Source organism: Faecalibacterium sp. (assembly GCF_052358865.1).
GTDB lineage: Bacteria > Bacillota > Clostridia > Oscillospirales > Ruminococcaceae > Faecalibacterium > Faecalibacterium butyricigenerans.
Window position 1 is genome coordinate 1 of sequence record NZ_DAWCVJ010000036.1, and the last position, 25267, is coordinate 25267.

Annotated in this window: 25 protein-coding genes and 1 riboswitch; of the genes, 20 read left to right on the forward strand and 5 right to left on the reverse strand. The window is 61.9% G+C overall.

All coding sequences use genetic code 11. The features are described from left to right. Window positions 1-132: 132 nt before the first annotated feature. Window positions 133-1266 carry a redox-regulated ATPase YchF gene (ychF, locus tag ACT8X9_RS07450; protein WP_227621366.1) on the reverse strand — a complete coding sequence of 378 codons (1134 nt, stop codon included), beginning with the start codon at window positions 1264-1266 and terminating at the stop codon, window positions 133-135. 79 nt (window positions 1267-1345) lie between these two features. Next, the gene (locus ACT8X9_RS07455) at window positions 1346-1978 is read right to left on the reverse strand and encodes a helix-turn-helix transcriptional regulator (protein ID WP_444268584.1); all 633 of its coding nucleotides are present in this window, start codon (window positions 1976-1978) and stop codon (window positions 1346-1348) included. A 289-nt stretch (window positions 1979-2267) separates the two neighbouring features. Between ACT8X9_RS07455 and ACT8X9_RS07460 the strand changes: the two genes are divergently transcribed. The 16 genes from ACT8X9_RS07460 (at window position 2268) to ACT8X9_RS07535 (ending at window position 18157) form a co-directional block, all read left to right on the forward strand. Continuing rightward, window positions 2268-2642: a RidA family protein gene (locus ACT8X9_RS07460; protein WP_227621368.1), complete on the forward strand. Its 375-nt coding sequence runs from the start codon at window positions 2268-2270 to the stop codon at window positions 2640-2642. Between the two features lie 35 nt (window positions 2643-2677). Further along, window positions 2678-4006: an L-cysteine desulfidase family protein gene (locus ACT8X9_RS07465; protein WP_249233800.1), complete on the forward strand. Its 1329-nt coding sequence runs from the start codon at window positions 2678-2680 to the stop codon at window positions 4004-4006. Window positions 4007-4095: 89 nt separating this feature from the next. Further along, window positions 4096-5292, forward strand: coding sequence for a dicarboxylate/amino acid:cation symporter (locus tag ACT8X9_RS07470; RefSeq protein WP_444268585.1), 1197 nt, complete (start codon window positions 4096-4098; stop codon window positions 5290-5292). 311 nt (window positions 5293-5603) lie between these two features. Beyond that, window positions 5604-6077: a hypothetical protein gene (locus ACT8X9_RS07475; protein ID WP_444268586.1), complete on the forward strand. Its 474-nt coding sequence runs from the start codon at window positions 5604-5606 to the stop codon at window positions 6075-6077. Beyond that, a complete protein-coding gene (locus tag ACT8X9_RS07480; RefSeq protein ID WP_444268587.1) occupies window positions 6074-6532 on the forward strand; it encodes a hypothetical protein in 459 nt (152 codons plus the stop codon). Before ACT8X9_RS07475 ends, ACT8X9_RS07480 begins: the two co-directional genes overlap by 4 nt. Continuing rightward, complete coding sequence (locus ACT8X9_RS07485; protein ID WP_444268588.1) at window positions 6513-7205, forward strand: hypothetical protein; 693 nt, start codon at window positions 6513-6515, stop codon at window positions 7203-7205. The genes ACT8X9_RS07480 and ACT8X9_RS07485 overlap by 20 nt, the downstream gene beginning before the upstream one ends. Window positions 7206-7414: 209 nt before the next feature. Continuing rightward, complete coding sequence (locus tag ACT8X9_RS07490) at window positions 7415-8113, forward strand: response regulator transcription factor (RefSeq protein WP_227621371.1); 699 nt, start codon at window positions 7415-7417, stop codon at window positions 8111-8113. Further along, entirely contained in the window at window positions 8113-9630 is a 1518-nt protein-coding gene (locus ACT8X9_RS07495; RefSeq protein WP_444268589.1) for a HAMP domain-containing sensor histidine kinase, read from the forward strand. The genes ACT8X9_RS07490 and ACT8X9_RS07495 overlap by 1 nt, the downstream gene beginning before the upstream one ends. A 231-nt stretch (window positions 9631-9861) precedes the next feature. Continuing rightward, on the forward strand, window positions 9862-10512 hold the full coding sequence (gene rpe, locus ACT8X9_RS07500) for a ribulose-phosphate 3-epimerase (RefSeq protein WP_227621373.1): 651 nt from the start codon (window positions 9862-9864) through the stop codon (window positions 10510-10512). A gap of 13 nt (window positions 10513-10525) precedes the next feature. After that, window positions 10526-11554, forward strand: coding sequence for an RnfABCDGE type electron transport complex subunit D (locus ACT8X9_RS07505; RefSeq protein ID WP_412590608.1), 1029 nt, complete (start codon window positions 10526-10528; stop codon window positions 11552-11554). After that, window positions 11551-12279, forward strand: coding sequence for an Rnf-Nqr domain containing protein (locus ACT8X9_RS07510; RefSeq protein ID WP_444268590.1), 729 nt, complete (start codon window positions 11551-11553; stop codon window positions 12277-12279). Before ACT8X9_RS07505 ends, ACT8X9_RS07510 begins: the two co-directional genes overlap by 4 nt. Then, on the forward strand, window positions 12269-12883 hold the full coding sequence (locus ACT8X9_RS07515; RefSeq protein WP_444268591.1) for an Rnf-Nqr domain containing protein: 615 nt from the start codon (window positions 12269-12271) through the stop codon (window positions 12881-12883). Before ACT8X9_RS07510 ends, ACT8X9_RS07515 begins: the two co-directional genes overlap by 11 nt. 24 nt (window positions 12884-12907) lie before the next feature. Beyond that, the gene (locus tag ACT8X9_RS07520; RefSeq protein WP_444268592.1) at window positions 12908-14014 is read left to right on the forward strand and encodes a putative glycoside hydrolase; all 1107 of its coding nucleotides are present in this window, start codon (window positions 12908-12910) and stop codon (window positions 14012-14014) included. Between the two features lie 58 nt (window positions 14015-14072). Then, complete coding sequence (locus ACT8X9_RS07525; protein ID WP_444268593.1) at window positions 14073-15365, forward strand: DUF1015 domain-containing protein; 1293 nt, start codon at window positions 14073-14075, stop codon at window positions 15363-15365. A gap of 12 nt (window positions 15366-15377) precedes the next feature. Continuing rightward, window positions 15378-17318, forward strand: coding sequence for a DEAD/DEAH box helicase (locus ACT8X9_RS07530; RefSeq protein ID WP_444268594.1), 1941 nt, complete (start codon window positions 15378-15380; stop codon window positions 17316-17318). Further along, on the forward strand, window positions 17318-18157 hold the full coding sequence (locus ACT8X9_RS07535) for a putative RNA methyltransferase (protein WP_249233791.1): 840 nt from the start codon (window positions 17318-17320) through the stop codon (window positions 18155-18157). The genes ACT8X9_RS07530 and ACT8X9_RS07535 overlap by 1 nt, the downstream gene beginning before the upstream one ends. Before the next feature lie 74 nt (window positions 18158-18231). Here the strand turns inward: ACT8X9_RS07535 and ACT8X9_RS07540 are convergent, their stop codons facing one another. Continuing rightward, window positions 18232-18897: an ECF transporter S component gene (locus tag ACT8X9_RS07540; protein ID WP_444268595.1), complete on the reverse strand. Its 666-nt coding sequence runs from the start codon at window positions 18895-18897 to the stop codon at window positions 18232-18234. A 164-nt stretch (window positions 18898-19061) separates the two neighbouring features. Here ACT8X9_RS07540 and pdxR point away from each other — a divergent pair, with 164 nt between their 5' ends. Next, window positions 19062-20492 (forward strand): MocR-like pyridoxine biosynthesis transcription factor PdxR, encoded by a 1431-nt coding sequence (pdxR, locus tag ACT8X9_RS07545; RefSeq protein ID WP_444268596.1) that lies wholly within the window; start codon window positions 19062-19064, stop codon window positions 20490-20492. Here pdxR and ACT8X9_RS07550 read toward each other — a convergent pair. Next, window positions 20399-21310, reverse strand: a complete 912-nt coding sequence (locus ACT8X9_RS07550; protein ID WP_444268597.1) for a hypothetical protein — start codon at window positions 21308-21310, stop codon at window positions 20399-20401. The two genes, pdxR and ACT8X9_RS07550, sit on opposite strands and share 94 nt — an antisense overlap. A gap of 78 nt (window positions 21311-21388) precedes the next feature. Between ACT8X9_RS07550 and ACT8X9_RS07555 the strand changes: the two genes are divergently transcribed. Together ACT8X9_RS07555 and ACT8X9_RS07560 are read left to right on the forward strand one after the other, a co-directional pair. Next, a complete protein-coding gene (locus ACT8X9_RS07555) occupies window positions 21389-21685 on the forward strand; it encodes a hypothetical protein (RefSeq protein ID WP_227621384.1) in 297 nt (98 codons plus the stop codon). Between the two features lie 180 nt (window positions 21686-21865). Continuing rightward, window positions 21866-21958, forward strand: a riboswitch (glycine riboswitch). 115 nt (window positions 21959-22073) lie between these two features. Beyond that, window positions 22074-23591, forward strand: coding sequence for an alanine/glycine:cation symporter family protein (locus ACT8X9_RS07560; protein WP_227621385.1), 1518 nt, complete (start codon window positions 22074-22076; stop codon window positions 23589-23591). Between the two features lie 49 nt (window positions 23592-23640). Here ACT8X9_RS07560 and ACT8X9_RS07565 read toward each other — a convergent pair whose 3' ends face one another. After that, a complete protein-coding gene (locus ACT8X9_RS07565) occupies window positions 23641-24906 on the reverse strand; it encodes an NAD(P)/FAD-dependent oxidoreductase (RefSeq protein WP_444268598.1) in 1266 nt (421 codons plus the stop codon). A gap of 182 nt (window positions 24907-25088) precedes the next feature. On the opposite strand from ACT8X9_RS07565, the gene ACT8X9_RS07570 reads away from it, so the two are divergent. Continuing rightward, window positions 25089-25267 (forward strand): AbrB/MazE/SpoVT family DNA-binding domain-containing protein (locus tag ACT8X9_RS07570; protein ID WP_444268599.1); only part of this gene is annotated, 179 nt, incomplete at its 3' end.

Below are 25267 nucleotides of genomic sequence, written 5' to 3' on the forward strand. Positions count from 1 at the left end.
GAGTCGAAACACCCCTCCCTGCCTCTGGCCCGCGCGGAGCGCAAGCCACTTGACCTCAAGAAAAAACTTAATCCGCGCCACCAGCGCGCGATCCCACTTAAAGAAAGCTTAGCCCTGCTGCAACAGCAAAAATCAGACGTTGAACAGGAACTCGATGACATCGCCGTCCTTGACGACATATTCCTTGCCCTCGGTGCGCTGCAGGCCCTTGGCCTTGACGGCAGCATAGTCGAAGTTGTTGGCCTCGAGGTCGCTGTAGCCGATGACGCTGGCACGGATGAAACCGCGCTCGAAATCGCTGTGGATCTTACCGGCAGCCTGCGGGGCCTTGGTGCCCTTGCGGATGGTCCATGCGCGGCACTCCTTCTTGCCGTCGGTCAGGAAGGAGATGAGACCCAGCAGGTCGTAGCTGGCGGTGATGAGGTTGTCGAGGCCGCTGGCCTCGATGCCCATCTCGGCGAGGAAGGCTTTCTTCTCCTCGGGGGTGTAGTCGGCGATGTCCTCCTCGGTCTTGGCGCAGATGGGGATGTAACGTGCACCCTCTTCCTTGGCGCGTGCAGCCACCAGCGGGACATACTTGTTGTTCTCGATGCCCTCCATCAGGTCGTCCTCGCCCACGTTGCAGGCGTAGAGGACGGGCTTGCTGCTCAGCAGGCCCATCTCGTGGAGCACGGCCTGCTGCTCGGCGTCGCTCTCGTCGAAGTCGAAGCTGCGGGCGGGCTTGCCGCTTTCCAGATGAGCAGCAAGCTGCTGCAGCCATGCAGCCTCGGCGGCGGCCCCCTTGTTGTTGCCGCTCTTTGCAGCCTTGGCCATCCGGCCTGCGCGGTTCTGGACGACCTCGAGGTCGGAGAGGATCAGCTCATAGTCGATGGCGTCGATGTCAGAGATGGGGTCCACGGCCTCGGCCTTGGTCACATCCTCCACGACATGGATGATGTTGTCGTCGTCAAAGCAACGCACCACATGGACGATGGCGTCGCACTCGCGGATGTGGCCGAGGAATTTGTTGCCGAGGCCTGCGCCCTGACTTGCGCCCTTCACGAGGCCCGCGATGTCCACGAACTCCACGATGGCGGGGGTCTTCTTGTTGGTCTGCCAGATCTCAGCCAGCTTGTCCAGCCGCTTGTCGGGCACGGCCACGATGCCGCTGTTCGGCTCGATGGTGCAGAAGGGATAGTTTGCGGCCTCCGCGTTCTTGGTGGAGGTGATGGCATTGAACAGAGTGGACTTGCCGACGTTGGGCAGGCCGACGATACCAAGTTTCATATAAAATACGCTCCTTCACGTCTGATAGACATATTGATACATCTATCATTATACGCGAAGGAGCGTAGGAGTGCAAGGGTCAATCCTTCAGTTTGCTCAGATAACGGTAAATCGTCGCCTCCGAGGAGCTGAGCTGCGCCGCCACCTCGTTGACAGCGCCCTTCATATAGAAGATGCCTGCCTGCTGCAGGTCTTCCACGATGCGTATTTTTTCGTCCATGGTCAGGCGGTCGGGAGGAAGGACACTGCCGGTCACATCGGCGATGGCAGCCTGCACCGCGTCGGGGAGGCTGCTGACGAAATTTTCGACGCCCAGCGTGGGGCTTGGCTCCTGATGCGCCCCACAGAGGGCCAGAAGCTCCTGCGCCATCCGGCTGTATTTGGCGGCGTCAAAGTTGACGCAGAGCATCCCGATAAGCTCACTGCCGTCCTTGATGAACATGGTGGAGGAGCGCAGCCGCCCCTTGGCCTGCGACGCGCCTTGATAGCCCGCAACGTAGGGCTGCTTCTCGTATACCCTGCCGTGGATGAACCGCAGCGCCATGTTGGACAGCGGCGCACCCTCGGTGCGGCCGCTGATGTTGTTGTTCACGATGGCTGCGATGGTGCCCTCCTCGCTGGTCAGATCATGCAGCACCACCTCATAGTCCGGCCCCAACGCCTCACCCAGAAACGAAACCAGCGTCCGATACGGCTCCAGCCTTGCGTCCATGTATGTCACCACTTTCCATTGCTTCATAAGAAAAATAATGAGAATTTATTCTCATCTCTCTGCCTGTATCATATCACGTTCGTCGGCTGTTGACAATGATGATTCGAAAACTCGCTGAAAATTCGTGAAACTGCCTCAAAAAATCCCGCGGATTTGTCACAAGTGATAATAATTTATCATCAAGAGAAAAAATTGTTGACTTTTGCCGCACGCCGCGTTAGGATAGGGGCAGGACAAGGGGCACGAGGGCAAACCGTACCCCTGCAATTCGGAAAAAGGAGAGAGAATTATGAAACAGGCAATCGCTACTGCGCAGGCGCCCGCAGCCATTGGGCCATATTCGCAGGGCATCGCAGCAGGCCAGACGGTCTACGTCTCCGGCCAGCTCCCCATCGACCCCGCTACCGGGGCCATCCCCGAGGGCATCGCGGCCCAGACCGCGCAGTCCCTCAAGAACATTCAGGCCATCCTTGCCCAGCAGGGCATGACACTGGCAGATGTAGTGAAGACCACGGTCTTCCTTGCAGACATGAATGATTTTGCCGAGATGAATCAGGTCTACGGCGAGTACTTCGCACAGCCCTTCCCCGCACGGAGTGCCGTGCAGGTGGGCCGTCTGCCCAAGGACGCACCGCTGGAGATCGAATGCATCGCCGTGAAATAACAGAGCATCCTAAGAGAAAGAGACGGTGCAATACTATGGAACAAAATATGTTCATCCGCATCCTGAACAGTGAGATGGAGCTGGCTACCGGCTGCACCGAGCCGGGCGCTGTGGCCCTGACTGCTGCCGAGGCAGGTCAGGCCCTGCGGAAGGCCGGTGTGGACAAGGCCGAGGAGATCACGGTCAACGCCAGCATCAACATCATCAAGAACGCCATGTCGGCGGGCATCCCCGGCACCGATTACGAGGGCATGGACTATGCCGCCGCCATCGGTGCGCTGGGCGGCGACCCGGTCTACCTTCTGGAGGTCATGAACCATGTCCCCCGTGAGACGGTGGAGGCGGCCGCCGCGCTGGTCAAGGCCGGCAAGGTCAAGGTGAATGTGGCGCAGGTGCCCCAGAAGCTCTACATTGAGGTCATCGCCAAGGGCGGCGGCCACACCGGCCGCGCCATCGTCCGCGACCTGCACACCAACGTCGTGCTGGTGGAGCAGGACGGCACGGCGACCCTCGACAAGCAGGACGCGGATACCGCCGCATCCGGCGACAGCGATGTCGTCACCCCGGAGCAGATCGCGTCCTTCCTGACCGTCCGCTCCATCTGGGACTACTGCACCAAGGAGCTTGACCCCATGCACGACCCCATCGACATCATCCGCAGCGCCGTGCAGGTCAACTCCGTCATCAGCGATGAGGGCCTTTCCAAGGAATACGGCCTTGCAATCGGACGCAATCTCGACCTCAACTGCCGCAAGGGCCTCATGACCCGCGACCTGACCACCAACTCCATGATCGCTGCCGCCGCCGGTGCAGACGCCCGCATGGCAGGCGCGCCGGTGTCGGTGGTGGCCAACTCCGGCAGCGGCAATCAGGGCATCACCGCAACGATGCCCGTCGTGGCAGCCGCCCGCTGGCTGGGCATCGATGAGCCGACCATGCTGCGTGCCGTCACCCTGTCCAACCTCATCGCCATCCGCATCAAGTCGAAGTTCGGACGCCTGAGCAACCTCTGCGGCGCGACCGTCGCCGGGACCGGCGCGGCCTGCGGCATTACATACCTGCTGGGCGGCGGCTATCACGAGATCTGCTGCGCCATCCAGAACATGGTGGGCAATGTCACTGGCATGGTGTGTGACGGCGCAAAGGCAGACTGCGCGCTGAAGATCTCCACCTGCGTCAATGCCGCCTGTCAGGCAGCGGCCATGGGCACCCGCGGCGTCCGTGTCCAGAGCACGGACGGCATCGTGGAGGAGAACGTGGAGCGCACGCTGGACAACTTCGCTATCCTGAGCACCCACGGCACCAGCGACAGCGTCATCCTCGACCTGATGCTCAACAAAGACCACACTCCGGACGCCCAATAAGCGTTCTCACCCTCTAGCAAGCCTGCATCCGCATCCTGCAAAAAACACCCTGCGCCCACAGCGCAGGAGAAGATTAGGGGTAAAATGTTATGAAAAAGCTATTCAATAATCTGCCGTTCCGGCTGCTTCTCGGCATCATCATCGGCGTTATTCTGGGCCAGATCTTCCCCGAGAGCGTCATGAAGGTCGTCGTTACCTTACAGTATATCATGGGCCAGCTCATCACCTTCTGTGTGCCGCTCATCATCATCGGCTTCATCGCCCCGTCCATCACCAAGCTGGGCAAGAACGCCTCCCGTCTGCTGGGCGTGGCGATCGTCATCGCCTACGTCTCCTCCGTCTGTGCAGCCCTCATGAGCACCACCGCAGGCTACGCCCTCATCCCGCACCTGTCCATCGACACCGAGGTGGCTGGTCTGAAGACCCTGCCCGGCGTCGTCTTTGAGCTGAACATCCCCCAGATCATGAGCGTCATGAGCGCCCTCGTGCTCAGCGTTCTGGTGGGTCTGGCCGCTACCTGGACCAACAGCAAGCTGACCTGCGACATCCTCGGCGAATTCCAGAATATCGTGCTGGACATCGTCGGTAAGATCATCATCCCCATGCTGCCCTTCTATATCGCTGCTACCTTCTGCAACCTGAGCTATGAGGGCATGATCACCCACCAGCTGCCCGCCTTCCTCCAGATCATCATCATCGTCATGGCTGGCCACTATATCTGGCTGGCTGTCCTGTACCTGCTGGCCGGCGCATACTCCGGCAAAAATCCGTGGGAGGTCCTGCGCCACTACGGCCCCGCTTACCTGACCGCTGTCGGCACCATGTCCAGCGCCGCCACTCTGGCTGTCGCTCTGGACTGCGCCCGCAAGAGCAAGGTCCTGCGCAAGGATATGGTCAGTTTCGGCATCCCCCTGTTCGCCAACATCCATCTGTGCGGCTCTGTCCTCACTGAGGTCTTCTTCTGCATGACCATCTCCAAGATCCTCTACGGCCACCTGCCCAGCATCGGCACCATGCTCCTCTTCTGCGCCCTGCTCGGCATCTTCGCCATCGGTGCTCCCGGCGTCCCCGGCGGCACGGTCATGGCTTCTCTGGGCCTCATCACTGGCGTCCTGATGTTCGACGATGCCGGCACCGCTCTGATGCTCGCCATCTTCGCCCTGCAGGACAGCTTCGGCACCGCCTGCAACGTCACTGGCGACGGCGCTCTGACCCTGATGCTGACCGGCTACGCCGAGAAGCACGGCATCCAGAACAACGACAACCTCCAGACCCCGATCCTGTAAGGACCATCAAAAGATTTGAGCGCATTTCCCTGAAAATACCGGAAACCGGACTGCGTCCCCCCATTCTGACCGGCCCGTGTGATGCAAAAGGGGCTTCCTGCAAAGGAGGCCCCTTTTGTTATGCATAAAAAGAGGGATGAAGGCGGCGCTTGGAGAGATTTGTGAAACAAACGGGAGTACACTGCAACAAAAAATGAAAAGACTTGATTTTGAATGACAAGCATGGTATTGTTATGTTGAACAATGCATATATAAAAAGACTTGAGATAATTGTACTTATAGAAGAGAATGGGTAGCTTGGGGGCAGAAAAATGAAAATTCTGGTTGAAACAGGACAATACGATATACCGTGGTTGGCGGTTGGAAAACGGTTCGCATTATGGCTTTTAAGCATACCAATAAATTTGATCCCAATATTGCTCAAATACATTGCCAAATTGAAACCACAGGATTTTCATGGTATATCTTCATACTTTGCAAGCGTCTTTTCGGATTTGGATATAACATTTATTGTTGCAAGTGTGCTGTTTGTTCTGTGTATAGAAGGATATTTTACAGAGGCGGAAGTGCCACAGATTTATAAAAAATTTCAGTTGATATGTCTTATTTATTTTACAGTGACAATCCTCTTATATACAGTGTTCACCTTTCGAAACGATCTGTTTGGAATGATGAGTATCTTGACAGCAGTAAAGTATAATTTGATACTGATTCTATTAACGGTAATTTTGGGATTTTTTTGTACGGTGTCCATTTCCTTGGAAAAAAGTGAGGCAAAATTATGATTGGATTTATATTGCTGGCGCTGCCGATCGTAGTGTTGAGTGTAGCAATCTCTTACTTTGCACTTTTTTTATGGGGACTAAAGAAAAATGGACAACTGAATATATTTCATAGAAAAGAAAAAAAGCCCAATACGATCTTGGAATATGACAGAAGACAGAGCTTTGAAAATGATCGGATGATTTTAAACATAAGATGCAGTAATCTGGATTATTTAAAGCTGCAAGATGAATTAAAAGACATCGATGTTGAGATCGAAAAAAGGTCCAAAGAAATAAGAATAGTTGATAATCGAGAAATAGTTTCTAATACTTTTGATTTGGTCAAGAAAGAAATTCTTCAAACGAACATTCAATCACCTCCTAAAAGAACAACTGGAAAGAACAAGGCTTTTATAATGGATTTAAACGAGAGTGTGACATCTATGGAGGGGCTATATGCAAATTTTGGAATTTAACAGTGAAATAAGAAAACTTCTACAAAGATATAAGCTTGATGAAGAAATCGATAAACTCAATGCATGTTCACTGGTCTATGGATTGCTGGAAAAATGTGAAAATGAGTGGAAGGCACTGAAAACTTTTTTTGAGGAAGTGGAGAGCGCTGATTTTTCCGGAGAAGAGGAAGTGCCGGCTCGATATTCGGAAACAGAATTCAAAGCGTTTCGGAAACAATATGGGGAAATTGTTGAAGCATCGTTTGAAAGTTTGCTTGCGCAGAATTTGAGCGAAGAAGAATTCTACGAAAAATTGTGGGTGTTCATGAAAAATACACCTAGTATAGAGCAACTCGATGCAAAGGTTTTTGCTTTGTATGATCTGTGGACAGACCCAAGAATCCCATATTTTCATGTAGGAACAGGACTCTCGATGTCAAATCAGAGATTCCGGGACATTTCCAAAGGGCTGGAACAAAATATAGAAAAAGCACGGTTCGTTTTATATACGAATTATTATACTCAACGAACCAGTCGTGCATCGGAGCTGTTGAAATTATTAAAGGAATGCTCGACGGAAGAAGAACAGGCGGTTTTGATGGCGCATATTCTATCATTATCAGCCACAAGCTCATCTCGGACGATACGAGAGCTTTTGGAGAAGATTGTTTCAGAGAGAAGAGAGGAACGGTAAGCTCCCAATAATTGCAGGTGCGTTATGCATGAAAAGTGGGTTTTTCACGAAGAAAAGCCCACTTTTTCTAGGATAAATTGAAAAAATCATACAAAACCTTCTTTATTTTGTCATAACTGTCCCGTATAATAGAATATGAGTTAAACTCGGGATCGCAGCCGGTGCCCGTGCGGGGCTGGCTTTTGACTGGATAGAGGAGGAACACTCACATGGCAAACGAAAAGATCCTCGTCGTGGACGACGATACCAACATCTGCGAGCTGCTGCGGCTCTACCTGACCAAGGAGGGCTATCAGGTCACGACTGCCAACGACGGCGAAGAGGGCCTTGAGAAATTCAACCAGCTCAAGCCTGATATGGTGCTGCTGGATGTGATGATGCCCAAGATGGACGGCCTCGAGGTCTGCCGCCGCATCCGCAAGCTGGGCAATACCCCGGTCATGATGCTGACGGCCAAGGGCGAGACCTTCGACAAGGTGCTGGGCCTTGAGCTGGGCGCAGACGATTACATGGTCAAGCCCTTCGACACCAAGGAAGTGGTGGCCCGCATCAAGGCGGTGCTCCGCCGCTGCACCGCCGCCACCACCCAGACCGAGAGCACCGAGGGCGTCATCGAATTCGACAACCTCCGCCTCGATATGAACAGCTACGAGCTGCGGGTCAAGGGCAAGGTGGTGGAGGCTCCCCCGAAGGAGCTGGAGCTGCTGAACTGCCTCGCCTCCCACCCCAACCGGGTCTACACCCGCGACCAGCTGCTGGACGAGGTATGGGGCTTCGAGTACTACGGCGACAGCCGCACCATCGACGTCCATGTCAAGCGCCTGCGCGAGAAGCTGGCCGGGGCCTCCGACAAGTGGGAGCTGAAGACCGTCTGGGGCGTGGGCTATAAGTTCGAGGTGCGTCAGTAATGCGCAAAAGTATCCCAGTCGCGTTCTTTTCGCTCATGAGCACTCTGCTCATCTTCGGCACGGTGGTCATGGGCGGCTCTGAGCTGGTGCTCTTCAGCCGGTATTTTGCGCAGGAGCGGTACGATACGCTGGATGAGGTGGTCAACGTCGCCCAGCGGACGGCGTCCTATCTTGTGCAGGAGGCCTCTCTGCCTGAGGGCGAAGAGCTGGAAGCCCTGAGCACCAAGCTCGAGATCATCGGCGAGAGCGCGGAGGCCTATCTGTTCTTCACCGACTGCGACGGCAATGTGATGCTGGCGTCCGTGCCGGAAAAGCTGACCGGCGATACGGTGGAGGCTGAGGTGCTGGAAAAGGCGGGCAAGGCCAAGGAGAACTACCATCTCTTCGACACACTGGGTGGTATGCTGGCGGAGAAAAGCTACATCTCGGTGCGTGAGATGCGCAGCGAGGACGGCGCGTGCACCGGTTACCTCTTTCTCTGCTCGTCCGGCGAGCGGCTGGCGGAGTTCCGCAGAGAGTTCTTCTCGAACTTTTTCCTCTCGGCCTGCCTGATGCTGCTTCTGGCCAGCGTGCTCACGAAGGTGATGATGCACAAGCTCACCGACCCGCTCCAGAAGGTGACGGACGCGGCCCAGCGCTTCGGCGGCGGCGACCTGTCCGTCCGGGTCGAGGGCGTGGACGGCGAGGGCGAGGTGGCCGACCTTGCCCGCACCTTCAACAAGATGGCGGACAACATCCAGTCCAACGACAATTCCCGGGGCCAGTTCATGGGCAACATCGCCCATGAGCTGCGCACCCCCATGACGACCATCAAGGGCTTCATCGACGGCATTCTGGACGGCACCATCCCGCCCGAGATGCAGAACCACTACTTGCAGCTGGTCAGCGAGGAAACGGGCCGTCTGGCCCGCCTCATCCAGAATATGCTGGACCTGTCCAAGCTGGAGAGCGGCGAATATCAGGTGAATGCCCGGATGTTCAACATCTGGGAGACCCTTACCGGCGTGGCGCTCTCGGCCGAACAGCGCATCAACGACGGGATGATCGACATCGACGGCCTGACGATGGACGAGAAGGTACTGGTCTACGCCGACCCCGACCTCATCCATCAGGTGGCCTATAACCTGCTGGACAACGCCATCAAGTTTACCCCCGCCGGCGGCACCATCCGCTTCGGGGTGGAAAAGCTCGGCCCGGAGGTGGAGGTCTCCATCTGGAACTCCGGTCAGGGCATCAGCCCCGAGGCGCTGCCCTACGTTTTCCAGCGTTTTTATAAGGAAGACCAGTCCCGGGGCCTCCATGCCCGGGGCGCAGGCCTCGGCCTGAACATCTGCAAGGTGCTGGTCAACCTCTCCGGCGGTCAGATCCGCGTCGAGAGCCAGCAGGGCGAGTGGTGCAGGTTCGTGTTTACCCTGCCCGTCCAGCCCCCGAACCCCGGCGGCATGAAGCGTCTGCCCGACGAGAGCGGCCTTCCCGGCGCAGTGGAAGACCCGGCCAGCATGAAGCCGGTAGACTGAATCACAGCGGTCAGACTGCTCCCCAGAGGAGCGGTCTGGCTGCTTTTTGCATTGCAGAAGAAGGGGTGCAGGCGGAGTTTACGTCTTTTCCGTGAAAAACACGGCGGCGGGTTTGATTTTTTCGCCGTTTTCATGTAAACTATAAACAACTATGCCGACTGTCCCCCACAGGGGGCGGCGGCAGGGCAAAAACACAAAAAATCTCTTGGAAACAACAGGGAGTAAAATAAAATGACAACGATCAGTCCTTCGATCCTTTCGGCTGACTTCAGCAAGCTCGGCGCAGACTGCCGCATGGTGCTGGATGCCGGCGCAAAAATGCTGCATTATGATGTGATGGACGGCCACTTCGTGCCGAACATCAGCTTCGGCGTCCCGGTGCTCAAGAGCCTGCACAAGGCCATGCCGGATGCGTTCTACGACGTCCATCTGATGATCACCCACCCGCAGCAGTACGCCGAGGCCTTTGCCAAGGCCGGTGCCAGTCTGCTGAACTTCCACCTCGAGTGCGATGACGACATTCAGGAGACCATCGACGCCATCAAGGCGCAGGGCTGCAAGGTGGGCATGACCATCAAGCCCGGCACCCCGGTGGAGGAGCTGGGCTATTATCTCGACCAGCTGGACCTCGTGCTGGTCATGAGCGTGGAGCCGGGCTTCGGCGGGCAGAAGTTCATGCCGTCGGCCCTCGACAAGCTCCGCTGGCTCAAGACAGAGAAGGAGCGCCGGGGCCTGCGCTTCCTGCTGGAAGTGGATGGCGGCGTGGACGCTGCCACCGCTCCGCAATGCGTCGCCGCCGGTGCAGACGTTCTGGTGGCAGGCAGCGCCATCTATGGTGCGGCCGACCCCGCTGCCGCCGTCCGCGCGCTGGCCGCGCTCTGAGAGGGAACGGCCCATGGATGAAGCATTGATCCGGAAGCAGGAAGAAGAGCTGCAGCACACCGGCAGATACTACAAGCACATCTGCTTTCTCTGCGTGCCGCTGCTCTTCGTCTCCTGCTACCTTTACGGCCTGCGCCCGCTGCTGCTCTGCGGCTTTGCGCTGCTGATGGGCAACCTGTGCGACCGGCTCATCTCGCTGCTGCGCCGCCGCGTCTACCAGCCCGGGGACTATTCCAACGAGAGCTTCGCCCTTGTCATCGCACTGCTGATGCCTGCGACGGTGGACTGGTATGTCCTCGCCGCTGCCATCGTGGCCGGTGTCCTCATCGGCAAAGAGGTCTTCGGCGGCTATGGCAGCTACCCCTTCAACCCGGCTGCCGTGGGCTATGCGGTGGCGGCGGTGTCGTGGCCGGAGCAGGTGTTCCGCTATCCGACCCCTTACACCAGCATCCCCCTGTGGGACGCCTCCGGCGTGGCCACGGCCAGCACCATCTCGGATACCCTGCGCAGCGGCGGCCTCATCAACCTGAGCGGTCTGTCGCTGGCGCTGGGCGAGTATGCCGCCCCGATGGGTGCAGGCTCGGCCCTTGTGCTGGCGGCCTGCGGGCTTTTCCTCTGGGTGCAGAAGGACATCAAGCTGAGCGCTGCCCTGAGCTTTCTCGTCACGGCGGGCGTCATCGTCTTCCTCTTCCCGCGTCAGCTGGGCCTGACCGAGGATGCGTCCTTTGCCGTCAGCGCCATGTTCCGTCTGCGCTGCGTGCGCGACGAACTGCTGACGGGTGCGATGATCTTCAGCGCCGTCTTCCTGCTCAACGAGCCGTATACCTGCGCCCACCACCGGCTGGGCCGCATCCTCTACGGCATCATGGTGGGTGCCTTCACGATGGGCTTCCGCTACTTCGGCGTCTATGAGACGGGCGTCTGCTTCGCGCTGCTGGCTGTCAACAGCATCTCCGGCTGGCTCGACCGCACCGAAGTCCATCTCTACGAGCTGCTCCACAGCAGCTGGAAAAAGCAGACCGGAAAGGGGGATGCCGTATGAAGCGGAGAAGTGCAGAACTCATCGCCCGCGACCCGGAGCGATTCTTCCACCATGACCGCGTCTTCCTGAACAATCCCGTGGTCATGCAGGGCATGGGCCTTGCGCCGCTGGTGGTCCTTGCCACCAACGGCCAGAACGCTTTGATGCTGGCGGCGGCGGTGGCGCTGCTGCTGACGCCCTCCCGTCTGCTGGCCTGTCTGCTGAGCCGCCTGTTCCCCCTGCGGGAGGAGCACCCGTCCAAAGCAGAGCTGGAAAAGAAGCTGCTGCCCCGCAGCATCCTCTATTCGGGCAGCGCGGCGGTGGTCTATCTGGCAGCCTACCCCATCCTGAACCGCCTGTTTGGGGTGAGCCTGCTGGTGCTGGGCATCTACCTGCCCATGCTGGTGGTGGAGCCGCTGCTGACCTACCGCTTTGGCCGGGTGCAGGAGTCGCCCCGCAAGGCCCTCTCCAAGGGCGTGCGCATCACGGTGGGCTACAGCCTGCTGCTCCTGCTGCTGGGCTGCGTGCGGGAGTGGCTGAGCGCCGGTACGGTGTTCGGCCATCTGCTCAGCCGCCCCATCCTGCCGATGGCGGGGATGCCGGCAGGCGGCTTCATCGTGCTGGGCGTGCTGTGCGCTGTCTGGCGCGCGCTGGCCAAGAAGCAGAAAGATTATCTGACATCGGAGGCCCGGGGCCTCATGGCAGTCTATCGCCAGAGAGAGGGGGAGCCTCAGGATGAGCAATGATGTGATGCAGGCCGTCGGCGTCTTTTTCAGCTACGCCGTGCTGGCCATCTTTGCGCAGAATGCGGTGTTCACCCGCGGTCTGGGCGTCTCCCGGCTGGTCCAGCTGGTGGGCGACGAGCGCACCAGCAGCGGGTGGTTCGCCCTGCTGCTCTGCGTGACGCAGGTGCTGGTGGCTCCGCTGGCTTTCTATGCAGGCGGCTTCGCGGCCGCCCAGCCCAACTTCGCCCAGCTCCGCCCGCTGGTCTATCTGGCCTGCGTGGCGGTGGTGAGCCTGTTTGAATTCCTTGTGCTCTGGGCAGCGCGGGGCAGACGCCACGGCGGCCAGCTGCTCCGCATCCTGCCTGCTGCCGCAGTCAACAGCGGTGTGCTGGGCACGGTGCTGGTGGAGCGCACCCAGAGCTTTACGCTGGAGCAGAGCATGGGCTTCGGCCTCGGCAGCGGCCTCGGCTACCTGCTGGCCGTCATGCTGGTGACGGAGGCCGACCACCGTCTGCGCAGCGAGGCCATCCCGGAGGCGTTCCGGGGCCTGCCCATCACGCTGGTCTATGTCGGCGTGCTGGCGCTGGCCATCTATGGTTTTACGGGCCACTCGGTGATCCTGTAAGGAGTGCAGGAGAAAGGGACGAACATGGCAAAGTATAAAAAGGTCAAGCGGTATCACCGCAGTTTTTACAGCCCCGGTATGTGGGCCAAGAAGGTCGTCGGCATCGTGGTGCTGGTGGCCGTGGTGCTGGTGGTGGGCTGGCTGGCTGCGCCCCATGTGCTGGACTGGGCCACCCACACCTGGTATACCGTGGTGCGCAACCGCGACCTCTCGGCCTCGTCCGAGCCGGCAGCGTCCAGCGTGGCCGCTTCGTCCGAGGCGGCGGCAGAGCCTGCGGCCTCCTCGGAGGCGCAGCCTGCTTCGTCGGAACCCGCCGCCGCGGCGCCCGCCAATGCCATCATTGAGGGCAGCTGGGGCGTTCTGGACACCGCTGCGGCCCGGGATGAAGCTTCGCTGCGGGCAGCGGCGCAGGAGCTGGCCCGGCAGGGTGCGGCGTATGCCGTCGTGACCCTGAAGGACAGCAGCGGGCAGATCCTGTACCCCTCCGCCCTCCCCGCTGCGGCGGGCAGCATCGAGGGCGCATCCCTCGACCCGTCCCTCATCGCCTCGGTGCTGAAGGAGAACGGTCTTGTGCCGGTGGCCAAGCTGGCTGCCTTCCGCGACCCCGCCGCCGCCCGCGCCAACCGCGGCATGGCCATCGGCTACACCGGGCAGGAATACCTCTGGCTGGACAATAAGGCTTCGGCCGGCGGCAACCCGTGGCTGAACCCCTATTCCGACGAGGCTGTGCAGTTCATCGGCGACCTCATCGGCGAGGTGCAGAGCATGGGCTTCGACCATGTCCTGCTGGAAAATGTCCAGTTCCCGCTGGCCCAGAACGGCAAGCAGGACTTCGGCTCCACCGGCGGACGCGACCGCAGCGCCCAGTTGGCGGCGGACATCGCTGTGTGGGACGCCCGCTTCAGCGGCAGCGTTACCTTGTGGTACGGCTACTCGCTGGCGCAGGTGACGGACGGCGCTGCCACCGTGGGCGGCAAGGCCGATGCACTGGGCGTTAAGAATCTCGTCGTCGAGGTGCCCGCCAAGCAGACGATGGACGAAGCCGCCCGCAATGCGCTGAGCGACGCTCTGGCAGCCTCCGGCGTGGAGCACACCGTGTTCTGGGACGACGCTGCGGGGCTGTTCCGGTAAGAAGATCACACGGCCTGTTTCGCTGCCGGTGATCGTATAGAGAGTGAGGAATGTAACCATGAAACCTGCATCCTGCTTTGGCCCGGCCCACATCCTTCTGCCTAGAGAGGACATCCCTCTGGAAAAGTGGGGCTGTGTGGCCTGTGACCAGTTTACCAGCGACCGTGCCTACTGGGAGCGGGCAGACGCTGCTGTGGGCAGCTGCCCCAGCACCCTGCGCCTCATCCTGCCGGAGGTTTTCCTCGGGGACAAGGACGTGGCCCAGCGCGTGGAGCGCATCCACGCCGCGATGGACGCCTACAGCCGGGATGTGCTGACCCGCGCCGTGGACGGCTTCGTCTATGTCGAACGCACCGAGCAGAGCGGACGGGTGCGGCAGGGCCTTGTGGGTAAGATCGACCTTGAGGCCTACAGCTACGAGAAGGGCAGCCGCCCGGCCATCCGGCCCAGCGAGCGCACCGTCACCGAGCGCATCCCGCCCCGTATGACCGTGCGCCGGGGGGCGGCGCTGGAGACGCCCCATGTCATGATGCTGGCCGACGACCCCGGCTGCACCCTCATCGAGCCGATCGGCGCGCACAAGAGTGCGCTGAAAAAGCTGTATGAGGGCGAGCTGATGCAGGGCGGCGGCCACATTGCCGGATGGGCCGTGGAAGACCCCGCCCTGCTGGCCCAGATCGAGGCCGCACTGGCCGGGCTGGGCAGTCAGGAGGCCTTCGACGCCAAGTATCCGCAGGCCAAGGGCGCAGCGCCCCTGACACTGGCCGTGGGCGACGGCAACCATTCGCTGGCTGCGGCCAAGGCCTGCTGGGAGGAGCTGAAGCCCACCCTGACGCCGGAAGAGCGGGAGAACCACCCCGCCCGCTGGTGTCTGGCCGAGGTGTGCAACGTCCATTCGCCCGCCATCGAGATCGAACCCATCCACCGCGTCCTCTTCAACGTGGACTGCGGCGCGGTGCTGCTGGCCCTCATCGCGTGGAGCGACGCCAACATGGCTGGGATCTGCTTCGGCGACTCGAAGCAGCAGGCGTTCACGCTGGCAGGCCCCCATGTGTCCAATGTCCTCAGCTTTGAGGACCCCGTCGCCCCGCTGACCGTGGGCACGGTGGATGAATTTATCGAATATTTTATGGCCCGCCACAGCGAGGCCCGGGTGGACTATGTCCACGACGAGCCGGCTGTCCGCGCCCTGACCAAGCAGGGCGGCGTGGCTTTCCTGCTGCCGCCCTTCGAGAAGAGCGACCTGTTCAAGGGCATCGTGATGGGCGGCATGCTGCCCCGCAAGACCTTCAGCATGGGCCATGCGGAGGAGAAGCGGTATTACATCGAGTGCCGCAGGATCAAAGAATGACCAAGGAGTACCATGACTTTTAATGAACTGAATCTGTCCGCCCCCCTGCTCAAAGCTGTAAGCGAGGCGGGCTATGAGACCCCCTCGCCCATTCAGGCCTCGGCCATCCCGCCGGTGCTGGAAGGGCGGGACCTGATGGGCTGCGCCCAGACCGGCACCGGAAAGACCGCTGCCTTTGCGCTGCCCATGCTCGACCGCCTGAGCGGGGCAGCTCCCCGCAAAAAGGGCGCGATCCGCGCCCTCGTCCTCACCCCGACTCGGGAGCTTGCGCTCCAGATCGGCGAGAGCTTCGCCGCCTACGGAAAGTATCTCAAGCTGCGCAGCACCGTCATTTTTGGCGGCGTGGGCCAGACCCCGCAGGTAGAAGCCATCAAGAAGGGCGTAGACATCCTCATCGCCTGCCCGGGCCGGCTGAACGACCTCATCGGGCAGGGCTATATCGACCTTGCCGACATCGAGATCTTCGTGCTGGATGAGGCCGACCGGATGCTGGACATGGGCTTTGTGCACGATGTGAAGAAGGTCATCGCAAAGCTGCCCGCAAAGCGCCAGAACCTGATGTTCAGCGCCACGATGCCCAAAGAGATCGAGCAGCTGGCCGCAGGCATCCTCCACGACCCCGCCTTTGTCAAGGTGGATCCCGTGTCCAGCACAGTGGAGCGGATCGACCAGAGCCTGTATTTCGTCGAGAAGGGCAACAAGAAGCTCCTGCTCCCTTGGCTCATCAAGAATCTGGAGCCGCCGGTGCAGAACGCGCTGGTGTTCAGCCGCACCAAGCACGGCGCAGATAAGATCGCCCGCGACCTCACCAAGCAGGGCATCACCGCCGCCGCCATCCACGGCAATAAGAGCCAGAGCGCCCGTGTGGCCGCACTGGAGGGCTTCAAGGAGGGCAAGACCAAGGTGCTGGTGGCCACGGACATTGCCGCCCGGGGCATCGACATCAGCGAGCTTTCCCATGTGTTCAACTACGACCTGCCCGAGGTGCCGGAGACCTACGTCCACCGCATCGGCCGCACCGCCCGCGCAGGCGCAGACGGCACGGCTGTGAGCTTCTGTGCCCCCGAGGAGATGGAGTATCTGGCCGGGATCGAGAAGCTCAACCGCCGGAAGATCCCGGTGGTGTCCGGCCATCCGTGGGACGGCGTGCCCGCCCCCGTAAAAGCCGCCCCGCCGGTGCGGGGCCGCAAGCCCAAGGCCGACCAGCCTGCCCCGGAGCAGGCCGAGGCCCCCAAGACGGCAGCTGCCGCCAAGCCCGCTGCACCTGAGAAAAAGGGCGCGGCCAAGCTTTCTGCGGCAAAAAAGCAGAAAGCCCCCAAAATCGAAGCAAAAGAGGAACAGCTCATGGATGAGAACAACAAGCGCACTCCCGGCGGACGCGACAACAACCGCCGTAACAATAACAACCGGCCCCGCCGCGAGGGCAGCGCCCCTGCACAGGGCACAGGCCGCGGCAGCAACGCCCAGCCGAAATTCGACCCCCACTTTGTGAGCGCTCCGGAGGCGACCCCCCTCCGCACCGCCAAAAAGAACGCCGCCGCGCCCACTGCCCCGGCCCAGAGCATCCCTACCGCGATGCAGAGCCGCCAGCCCGCCCCGCGCGGCGAGAACAATGGCCGCAATGGCGCAGGCCGCAGCCCCCGCAATGAGCGGAACGCCCGCCCGGCCCAGCCTGTCCAGCAGAACAATGCCCGCAGCGAGGGCCGGAACAGCCGCCGCAATGACCGCAGCGAGCAGGGCAGCGCAGGCCGTGCGCCCCGCGCCCCCAGAGCCGAGCAGCCCGGCCGGAACAACAGCCGCAGCCGCAGCAACGCGCCGGGAAAAGACGAAGACCCGGGCCTTATGCTCATCAGCCGCCGCCCGCCGCAGCAGAAGTTCACCAGCTTTGAGGAGTATATGAACGCCCACGGCGGCGCGACGGCCCCCATCGAGGACCACAGCGAGGAAGTGTGATGGCAGAGGGATTCGCTCCGTGGTGCTGCCCGCTGTGCGGCGCACCGCTTGCCGGGGAGAATGCGCTGAAATGCCCCTCCGGCCACAGCTTCGACCGGGCCAAGGAGGGCTACTGGCATCTGCTGCCGGTGCAGAACACCCGCACGAAAGCCCCTGGCGACAGCAAAGAGATGGTAGCCGCTCGCCGCGCGTTCCTGAGCGCGGGCTACTATGGCATCTTCGGGCAGGCGCTGGGGGAGCTGTGCCTTATGTACGGCCAGCCCGCCGCAAACGGGCCGCTCCGCCTGCTGGACGCGGGCTGCGGCGAGGGCTGGTATGACCGCTGCATCGCCCGGCAGTTCGGGGAGGCAGGCCGTCCGCTGGAGCTGGCAGGCTTCGACATCGCAAAGCCTGCGGTGCGTCTGGCCGCAAAGGCCCTGCCCTCGGCCCGGTACGCCGTGGCGTCCAGCTTCCATCAGCCGGTGCGCACGGGATGGGCCGATGTCCTGCTCAACTGCTTTTCGCCCTTCGCGCAGGAGGAGTTCCTCCGGGTGCTGCGCCCGGGCGGGCGGCTCATCTACGCCGTGCCCGGCCCGGAGCACCTTTTCCAGATGAAGGCCGTCCTCTACGAAAAGCCCTACAAAAATCCGGTGCAGGAAGTGGAATATCCGGGCTTTGAGGCCGTCGGGGAGCGGGAAGTGTCCGGCCGCATCACGGTGCCGGCCGGGCAGCTGGAAGCCCTCTTCGCCATGACGCCCTACTACTGGAAAACGCCCCGGGACGGTGCAGCCCGCCTCGCGGCGCTGCCGGAGCTGACCACCGACATCTCGTTCCGGTTCCTCGTATTTGAAAAGAAATAAACGAAAAAGGCATCTGTCCGCAGGGGCAGATGCCTTTTTCGCTTTATGAGTACATCAGACAGGGATGGAGTTGGTTACTTGTTTTCCGCCTTCTTCTCGGCCTTGGGCAGAAGGTTCGCACGCTCCAGCGCCGGGCACAGGGCCAGATAGAGGAGAACGACGCAGACGGTGGAGGCCACGCTGTTGACGAAGGTGACGCCGCCGGTGATCTTGGTCAGGGCCTTGGCGATGGTGTAATCCTGACCGAAGATATATACATTGCGGAAGTAGCCGAGGAACGGGTCGGTAAAGACGTTCAGCAGCAGGCCGGAGGCAGCGGCGGCGGTCACCTTGACGAGGTAGCCGGGGGCGTGCTTATCCAACTCGCGGAGCTTGAAGACCTTGTGGGCCACTGCGCCGCAGGTGATACCGATGAGGAACTTCAGGATGAAGGTGGTGACGGCATAGCCCGGGTCGCCGGCGAGGATGTCGGCCAGAGCCAGACCGATGGCACCGGCCAGACCGCCGGATACGCCGTCCAGCAGCAGGGCGGTCAGGGCCGTGAAGGTATTGCCCAGATGGAACGAGGAGCCGCCGTAGAAGGGCACCCGGAAGAATAAGTAGGCCACGAGGCTCAGAGCGGCCATGACGCCGGTGAGCGCCAGCTCGTGGACGGTGAAGGTGCGCTTGTAGAGCACACTTGCAAAGACGATCACGATGACAACGACTGCCAGAAGCAGCCACATTGCAGTGGTAGACATGATTTTTCCCTCCCATTTTACGAAAAACCCACAAAACCGATTGACTTTTTTGGTTCTTGCGGGTATGCTCCTATTATACGCAAAACTGGCCCCGTGCAAATACCCAGAACAAAGATTTTTTATGGGGTCAGTTTGGCACACTGGCTGAAAAGGAGGGGCTTTTTATGGTCCATTTGACGACAGCGCTGGACGCGGCATCTGATGTGCCGCTTTATGAGCAGCTCTACCGCAGCCTCGCCGCCGAGATGCGGACGGGGGCTGTCCCGGCGGGGACACGGATGCCCGGCAAGCGGCGTCTGGCGGCAGAGCTTTCCGTCTCGGTGAACACGGTGGACGCGGCCTATCAGATGCTGGCAGCGGAGGGCTATCTGGAGGCGCGGGAGCGGAGCGGCTTTTATGTACAGGAGTATCTGGCTCTGCCCGAGAGCGCCGCGCCCGCCGCGCCGCCGAAGGCTGAGGCTGTACCGAAACAGCGGCCCATCTGCTATGACCTCTCCACCCGGGGCGTGGACCCGGGGCTGTTCCCCTTCCGGACGTGGGCGCGGCTGCAAAAGGAGCTGCTGTATTCGTCGCCCGAGCTGCTGACCCACGGCGATGCGCAGGGCGACCTTGCGCTGCGGCAGGCGCTGGCGGGCTACCTCGAAGAGTACCGGGGCGTCCGGTGCGGTGCGCACCAGATCGTCGTGGGAGCGGGCCTTGAGTACCTGCTGGGGCTGCTGGCCCCGCTTCTGCCCGGGCCGGCGGCGGTGGAGAATCCCGGCTACCCCCGCGCAAAGCAGGTGCTGGAAAACAACGGCGTGGCCTGCTGCTGCCTGCCGGTGGACGAGGATGGACTTTCCATCCGGGCGCTGTCGGACTCCGGCGCGGCGGTCTGCTACGTCACCCCCAGCCATCAGTTCCCCACAGGCGTCACCATGCCGGCCGGACGCCGGGCCGAGCTGCTCCACTGGGCCGCCCGCTGCCCGGGCCGGCGGTATATCATCGAGGACGACTACGACTCCGAGTTCCGCTTCGATACCCGCCCGCTGCCCAGCCTGCAGGGGATGGCCGGGGCCGACGGGCCGGTGGTCTACCTCTCCACCTGCTCCCGCAGCCTCGCGCCCAGCATCCGCATCGCCTATATGGTGCTGCCCGAGCAGCTTCTGCCCGCGTGGCACGCGAAGTATCGGCTCTACTCCAGCACCGTGAGCCGCTTCGAGCAGCAGACGCTGGCCCGCTTCATCACCGGAGGCTACTTCACCCGCCACTTGGCCCGGGAGCGGGTGGCCTACAAGGCCCGGCGGGACGCCCTGACGGCGGCGCTGCAGGAGGCCTTCGCGCCCGAGGAGCTGCATCTGACGGGGCTGCACACCGGCCTGCATCTGCTGGCCGAGCTGCGGGACCCGCCCCCGGATGACGCCCTCCGGGCCGCCGCCGAGGCCGAGGGCGTCCGGCTCAGCCTCCTGAGCGATTACGACCTCACCGGCGGCGGAGCCGCTCCGGTCGGCACGCTGGTGCTGGGCTATGGCTCGCTGGCGGATGAGAGCTGTCCGTCGGTGGGAGAGACGTTGAAGAGGGTCTGCACGGCGGCGCGGGAGTCCTCGGTAAGGGTGTAACGCCCGGCGTCGGCATCCCAATCCCCGGGCAGCGCCTCGGCGTGGACGGAGGCTGTGCGGTCGGCGAGAAATTCCAGCGTATCCTCTAAGATGAGCAGGTCCTGTGCCGTCAGGTCGGTGAGCAGGCTCGGGCTGTGGGTGCGCAGGGCGTCGGGCAGGGTGGCGGGCAGAAGCTCCAGCTCCTGCCGGAAGAAGGCGTCCCACACCGCCGCCCGGGCGGCTGCTTTGTGGGCCGGAGGGACGACGCCCTCCATCCCGCTGAGCAGCGCTTCCGCCTCCCGGGCCGAGAGGGCCTGCACATTGGCGCTGCAGCCGGTGCGGGCCAGCTCGTCGGCGGTCAGCGCGCCCGAAAAGCCCACCCGGAGCGCCCCGTACCGGTCAGCGATGGCCTGTAAGACCGAGGGCGCAAGGGCGAGGTAGTGGGTGTCCTCAGGCAGGGCGAGGGCAGAGAGCAGTGCTTCCCGGCAGCGGGCCGGGCCTGCCGCCCGGTAGCAGTCGGCGAGGGCGGCTTCGTCCGTCCCGAAGGGGACGGTCAGCTCCCCGGGCAGGGCCAGCGCATGGATGCAGTTCTGGCTGGCGCTGAGGTAGAGCAGCAGGAAGCCGGGGGCTGTCGTCTCGGTGGGGGCGGTGCAGACCAGCAGGCTCAGGCGGTTTTCCTCCTTGGGCTGTCGGATGGCCACGCCGCTCTGAGGGCGGGAGGCCAGCTTTGTCCGCAGAGTGCGGCGGGTGAGCAGGATGGTCCCGCCCACCAGAGGCACCAGCACCAGCAGCCCTGCCAGTAGCGCGGCCCAGAAGGGCCTCCAACCTTTTGCGTTCATTCCTCTGCCTCCCTGCAAAAAACTGCATAAAGCATGGCCGGGCGGGGGAAGCTTTATGCAGAAAAGGAGGGAAACGCTATGAAATTCGATGATACCCCCAGCAAGGAAGAGCGGGAGGACTTCTGGCTCGACCTCGGCCCCGCCAGTGCCTACGAGGGGCTGGACTGCTGCGAAACCGCCCGCCGTGACGGCGACGCCAGCCCGGACGGCCTCGCCCACGGCTTTGAGGGCGCGGAAGGCCCGGAAGACCTCGTGCCCCCGCCCGATGACGACCCGGACGGTGAGCCGGTGCCCCACCTGCCGCCCCAGCTGAAGGCTGAGGAGTGGCTGGACGCGCTGGGCAGCCCCGACGATGTGCCGCCCATCGACCGATAAAGACAAGAGAAAGTCATACCAAAATAAAATTCACCTTCCGGAATAAAAGATGAAACCGGAGCGTAAAATGCGGTGAAAGGCTTGCCAAGAAGCCGAAAATATGATAAAGTTTTTCTACTGTGCACAGCTGTGCATAAAGGGAGAACGAAATCACAAGATGTGCCGCCCGGTGCGCCGGGTGTGCCGCACTCTGGAGAAGCCCGCAGAAAGCGGGTGCCGAAGGTGTAAGGCCGAATGGGCCGATCTCTCAGGCAGAAGGACAGAGCAAACGTCTTTTGTGCAGGAAGCATATCCTGCGCGGAGTCATACGCTGCGTTTTTTGCGGGCAGAGCCTTTGGAAAAGAGGTTCTGCCCGCATTTTGTTTGGGATATTTGGAGGAGGATTCCTATGGTAGACATCGTCACGCGGATCAACAACGTGGTCAACGGCTTCGTCTGGGGGCCGTTCGGTCTGGCGCTGCTGTTCTGCACCGGCCTCTGGCTCAGCATCCGCACCGGTTTTTTCCAGTTCCGGAGGATGGGCTACTGGCTCCGGCACACCATCGGCGCCATCTTTACCAATAAGGACGTCACCGCCCACACCAGCAAGGAGGACATGGCCATCAGCCAGTTCCAGAGCATGTGCACGGCGCTGGCGGGCACCATCGGCACCGGCAACATCGTGGGCGTGGCCACGGCCATCGTCTCGGGAGGCCCGGGGGCCATCTTCTGGATGTGGGTCATGGCGCTGCTGGGCATGATGACCAGCTTCGCCGAGAACGTGCTGGGCGTCTACTACCGCCGCAAGAACGAGAAGGGCGAGTGGTCCGGCGGCGCGATGTACTACCTTACCGACGGTCTGGGCGCAAAGCCCGGCTGTAAGACGGTGGGCAGGGTGCTGGCCGTCCTGTTCGCCTGCTTCTGCATCCTTGCCTCCTTCGGCATCGGCAACATGAGCCAGATCAACTCCATCGCGGGCAACATGAACGCCGCGTTCCATCTGCCCTACCTCGCCACCGGCCTTGCGCTGATGGTGGTCACAGCCCTCATCGTCATCGGCGGACTCAAGCGGGTGGCCGCTGTCACCGAGAAGCTGGTGCCCCTGATGGCCCTGTTCTACATCGCGGGCGCGTTCATCATCGTGGTCATGCACGCAGGCAATATCCCGGCGGCGCTGGCGGCGATCTTCCGGGGCGCATTCAATCTGAACGCCGCAGGCGGCGGCGCGCTGGGCTACGGCATCAGCCAGACCATCACATGGGGCTTCAAGCGGGGCGCGTTCTCCAACGAAGCCGGACTCGGCTCTGCGGTCATGGTCAACTCGGCCTCCAACGTCAAAGAACCGGTGCATCAGGGAATGTGGGGCGTGTTCGAGGTCTTTGCCGATACCATCGTGGTCTGCACCCTGACGGCCCTCGTCATCCTGACCACCGGCGTGGTAGACCTCGAGAGCGGCGCTGTCCTTGCGGGAGTGCAGGACAATGCACTGGTGGGGCAGGCCTTCACGGCAGCGTTCGGCAGCTTCGGCCCCAAGTTCATCGCGGTGTCCATCCTGCTGTTTGCCTACTCCACCACCCTCGGCTGGAGCCATTACGGCACTAAGGCCGTCGAGTACCTCTTCGGCACGGCAGGCAGCCGTATCTACAAGGTCGTCTTTGTGGGGATGACCGTCGTGGGTGCGACCATGAAGCTGGGCCTTGCGTGGGACCTCTCCGACACCTTCAACGGCCTGATGATGATCCCGAACCTCATCGGCGTGCTGGCGCTGTCCGGCACTGTGGTGGACATCACCAAGAACTACTTCGCCCGCCGCGTCCGGGGCGAGGACATCGAGCCGATGTGGTCGGCCTTTGCGGAGTATCAGAAGGAAGAAGAGGCGGAAGCTGCCGCCGAGGCCGCAGAGCTGGAGAAAGCGGCGAACGAATAACGCAGAAAACAAGACCCCGGAGAAATGCCCTCCGGGGTCTTGTGCTGCTTCAGGTCTTTCTCTTTTTCCGGGGGGCAGGGGCGGGGCGGCGCTTCGCCGCCGACCGACCGGCGAGGATGCCGCTGCCGAAGGCCCAGTGGAGGTTGTAGCCGCCGCAGCTGCCCGCGCAGTCCAGCGTCTCGCCCACGAAGTAAAGGCCCGGACAGCCCTTGAACTGGAAGTCGTCCTCCACCTCGTCTAGCAGCAGTCCGCCGCCGGTCGTCTGGGCCTGCTTCCAGCCGCAGGGGGTCAGCCCCTCGAACCGCCAGCACTTGGCCGCGGCGGCGAGCTTCGGCCACGCCGAAGCAGGCAGGGCGCGGGCGTCTTCGGGCAGCCCGGCGTCGGCCCAGAGGGCGCGGCCCAGCTTTGCGGGCAGAAGCCCCAGCCAGAACTCCGCTGCGCCGCCCAGAAGCCCGGCCCGCCGGGCGAAGAGGGCGGACAGCTCCGCTTCGCTCAGGGCGGGGAAGAGGTCGAGGGCTATGACGGGCTGCTTCGGGCCGCGGCCCGGGGCCAGCAGGCCCGACAGCTGCATGATGCAGATGCCGGAGAGTCCGTAATCGGTGAACTGCACCTCGCCCATTTCCCGGGCAAGCACCCGGCCATCGGTGCCGTCCAACAGGCTGGCGCAGCCCTTGGCCCGGATGCCGGCCAGCGACTTGCGGGGGTGGGCGCACTGTAAGGCCGTCAGGCAAGGGTAGAGGGGGGCCATCCGCCCGCCGCACTGGGCGGCGAACCGGGTGCCGAAGCCGTCGGTGCCAAATTGCGGCCCGGCTTCGCCGCCCATGGCGCAGATGACGGCATCGGCCCGCAGGCTTTCGCGGCCCGATTCCGTCTCGAACTGGAGGTCGTAGCCGCCCCGGCTCTGGCTCAGGCTCCGGACGGTGCAGCCGGTGCGAAGCTCGACGCCAAGCGCGGCCAGATGGTGTTCCAGCAGGGCCAGCACGTCTGCCGCCTGATTGGAGTAGGGGTACACCCGCCCGGTCTCGTCGGTGCGGGGGTAGAGGCCGAGGCCCTCGAACCACGCCAGCGGCGCGGCCTCGTTCACGGCGTCCAGCAGGCGGCGCAGGGCCTTGGGGCTGCTGGTGAAATACCGCTCGGGCGAGATGTCCCGGTTGTCGAGGTTGCAGCGCCCGTTGCCAGTGGCCAGAAGCTTTTTGCCCACCTTTGCGTTTCTGTCCAGTACGGTGATGCGGGCGCTGCCCTTGGCGGTCTGCGCTGCCGCCAGCGCAGCGGCCAGACCCGCTGCGCCGCCGCCTAAAACAAGGATATGCTGCATCCTCTGTCCATCCTTTCCAAGATGCTGTGTTCAGAAGCAAACCAGCTTCTGAGATGAGTTCATTGTATCATAGCCGCTTCGGTTTGGCAAACAGAGGGCGGGCAGGTGTATATTTCCCTCTCGTTTCCACATAATAACTGTACCGCATCTGAAAGCAAAGAATGGGAAGGAAGGTACACCAGATGAAAGCAACCGGAATCGTCCGCCGCATCGATGAGCTGGGCCGGGTGGTCATCCCGAAGGAGATCCGCCGCACCCAGCGCATCCGCCGCGGCGACCCCCTCGAGATCTTCACCACCGGCGAGGGCGAGGACAACTTCAAGAACAAATCCCCGTTGGGGGAGCTGCACGGGGTGGCGGT

Bases quoted from the DNA above. Each gene is read 5' to 3' on its own strand.
- ychF (WP_227621366.1), bottom strand. From the start codon at position 1,266: ATGAAACTTGGTATCGTCGGCCTGCCCAACGTCGGCAAGTCCACTCTG.
- ACT8X9_RS07455 (WP_444268584.1), bottom strand. From the start codon at position 1,978: ATGGACGCAAGGCTGGAGCCGTATCGGACGCTGGTTTCGTTTCTGGGT.
- ACT8X9_RS07460 (WP_227621368.1), top strand. From the start codon at position 2,268: ATGAAACAGGCAATCGCTACTGCGCAGGCGCCCGCAGCCATTGGGCCA.
- ACT8X9_RS07465 (WP_249233800.1), top strand. From the start codon at position 2,678: ATGGAACAAAATATGTTCATCCGCATCCTGAACAGTGAGATGGAGCTG.
- ACT8X9_RS07470 (WP_444268585.1), top strand. From the start codon at position 4,096: ATGAAAAAGCTATTCAATAATCTGCCGTTCCGGCTGCTTCTCGGCATC.
- ACT8X9_RS07475 (WP_444268586.1), top strand. From the start codon at position 5,604: ATGAAAATTCTGGTTGAAACAGGACAATACGATATACCGTGGTTGGCG.
- ACT8X9_RS07480 (WP_444268587.1), top strand. From the start codon at position 6,074: ATGATTGGATTTATATTGCTGGCGCTGCCGATCGTAGTGTTGAGTGTA.
- ACT8X9_RS07485 (WP_444268588.1), top strand. From the start codon at position 6,513: ATGCAAATTTTGGAATTTAACAGTGAAATAAGAAAACTTCTACAAAGA.
- ACT8X9_RS07490 (WP_227621371.1), top strand. From the start codon at position 7,415: ATGGCAAACGAAAAGATCCTCGTCGTGGACGACGATACCAACATCTGC.
- ACT8X9_RS07495 (WP_444268589.1), top strand. From the start codon at position 8,113: ATGCGCAAAAGTATCCCAGTCGCGTTCTTTTCGCTCATGAGCACTCTG.
- rpe (WP_227621373.1), top strand. From the start codon at position 9,862: ATGACAACGATCAGTCCTTCGATCCTTTCGGCTGACTTCAGCAAGCTC.
- ACT8X9_RS07505 (WP_412590608.1), top strand. From the start codon at position 10,526: ATGGATGAAGCATTGATCCGGAAGCAGGAAGAAGAGCTGCAGCACACC.
- ACT8X9_RS07510 (WP_444268590.1), top strand. From the start codon at position 11,551: ATGAAGCGGAGAAGTGCAGAACTCATCGCCCGCGACCCGGAGCGATTC.
- ACT8X9_RS07515 (WP_444268591.1), top strand. From the start codon at position 12,269: ATGAGCAATGATGTGATGCAGGCCGTCGGCGTCTTTTTCAGCTACGCC.
- ACT8X9_RS07520 (WP_444268592.1), top strand. From the start codon at position 12,908: ATGGCAAAGTATAAAAAGGTCAAGCGGTATCACCGCAGTTTTTACAGC.
- ACT8X9_RS07525 (WP_444268593.1), top strand. From the start codon at position 14,073: ATGAAACCTGCATCCTGCTTTGGCCCGGCCCACATCCTTCTGCCTAGA.
- ACT8X9_RS07530 (WP_444268594.1), top strand. From the start codon at position 15,378: ATGACTTTTAATGAACTGAATCTGTCCGCCCCCCTGCTCAAAGCTGTA.
- ACT8X9_RS07535 (WP_249233791.1), top strand. From the start codon at position 17,318: ATGGCAGAGGGATTCGCTCCGTGGTGCTGCCCGCTGTGCGGCGCACCG.
- ACT8X9_RS07540 (WP_444268595.1), bottom strand. From the start codon at position 18,897: ATGTCTACCACTGCAATGTGGCTGCTTCTGGCAGTCGTTGTCATCGTG.
- pdxR (WP_444268596.1), top strand. From the start codon at position 19,062: ATGGTCCATTTGACGACAGCGCTGGACGCGGCATCTGATGTGCCGCTT.
- ACT8X9_RS07550 (WP_444268597.1), bottom strand. From the start codon at position 21,310: ATGAACGCAAAAGGTTGGAGGCCCTTCTGGGCCGCGCTACTGGCAGGG.
- ACT8X9_RS07555 (WP_227621384.1), top strand. From the start codon at position 21,389: ATGAAATTCGATGATACCCCCAGCAAGGAAGAGCGGGAGGACTTCTGG.
- ACT8X9_RS07560 (WP_227621385.1), top strand. From the start codon at position 22,074: ATGGTAGACATCGTCACGCGGATCAACAACGTGGTCAACGGCTTCGTC.
- ACT8X9_RS07565 (WP_444268598.1), bottom strand. From the start codon at position 24,906: ATGCAGCATATCCTTGTTTTAGGCGGCGGCGCAGCGGGTCTGGCCGCT.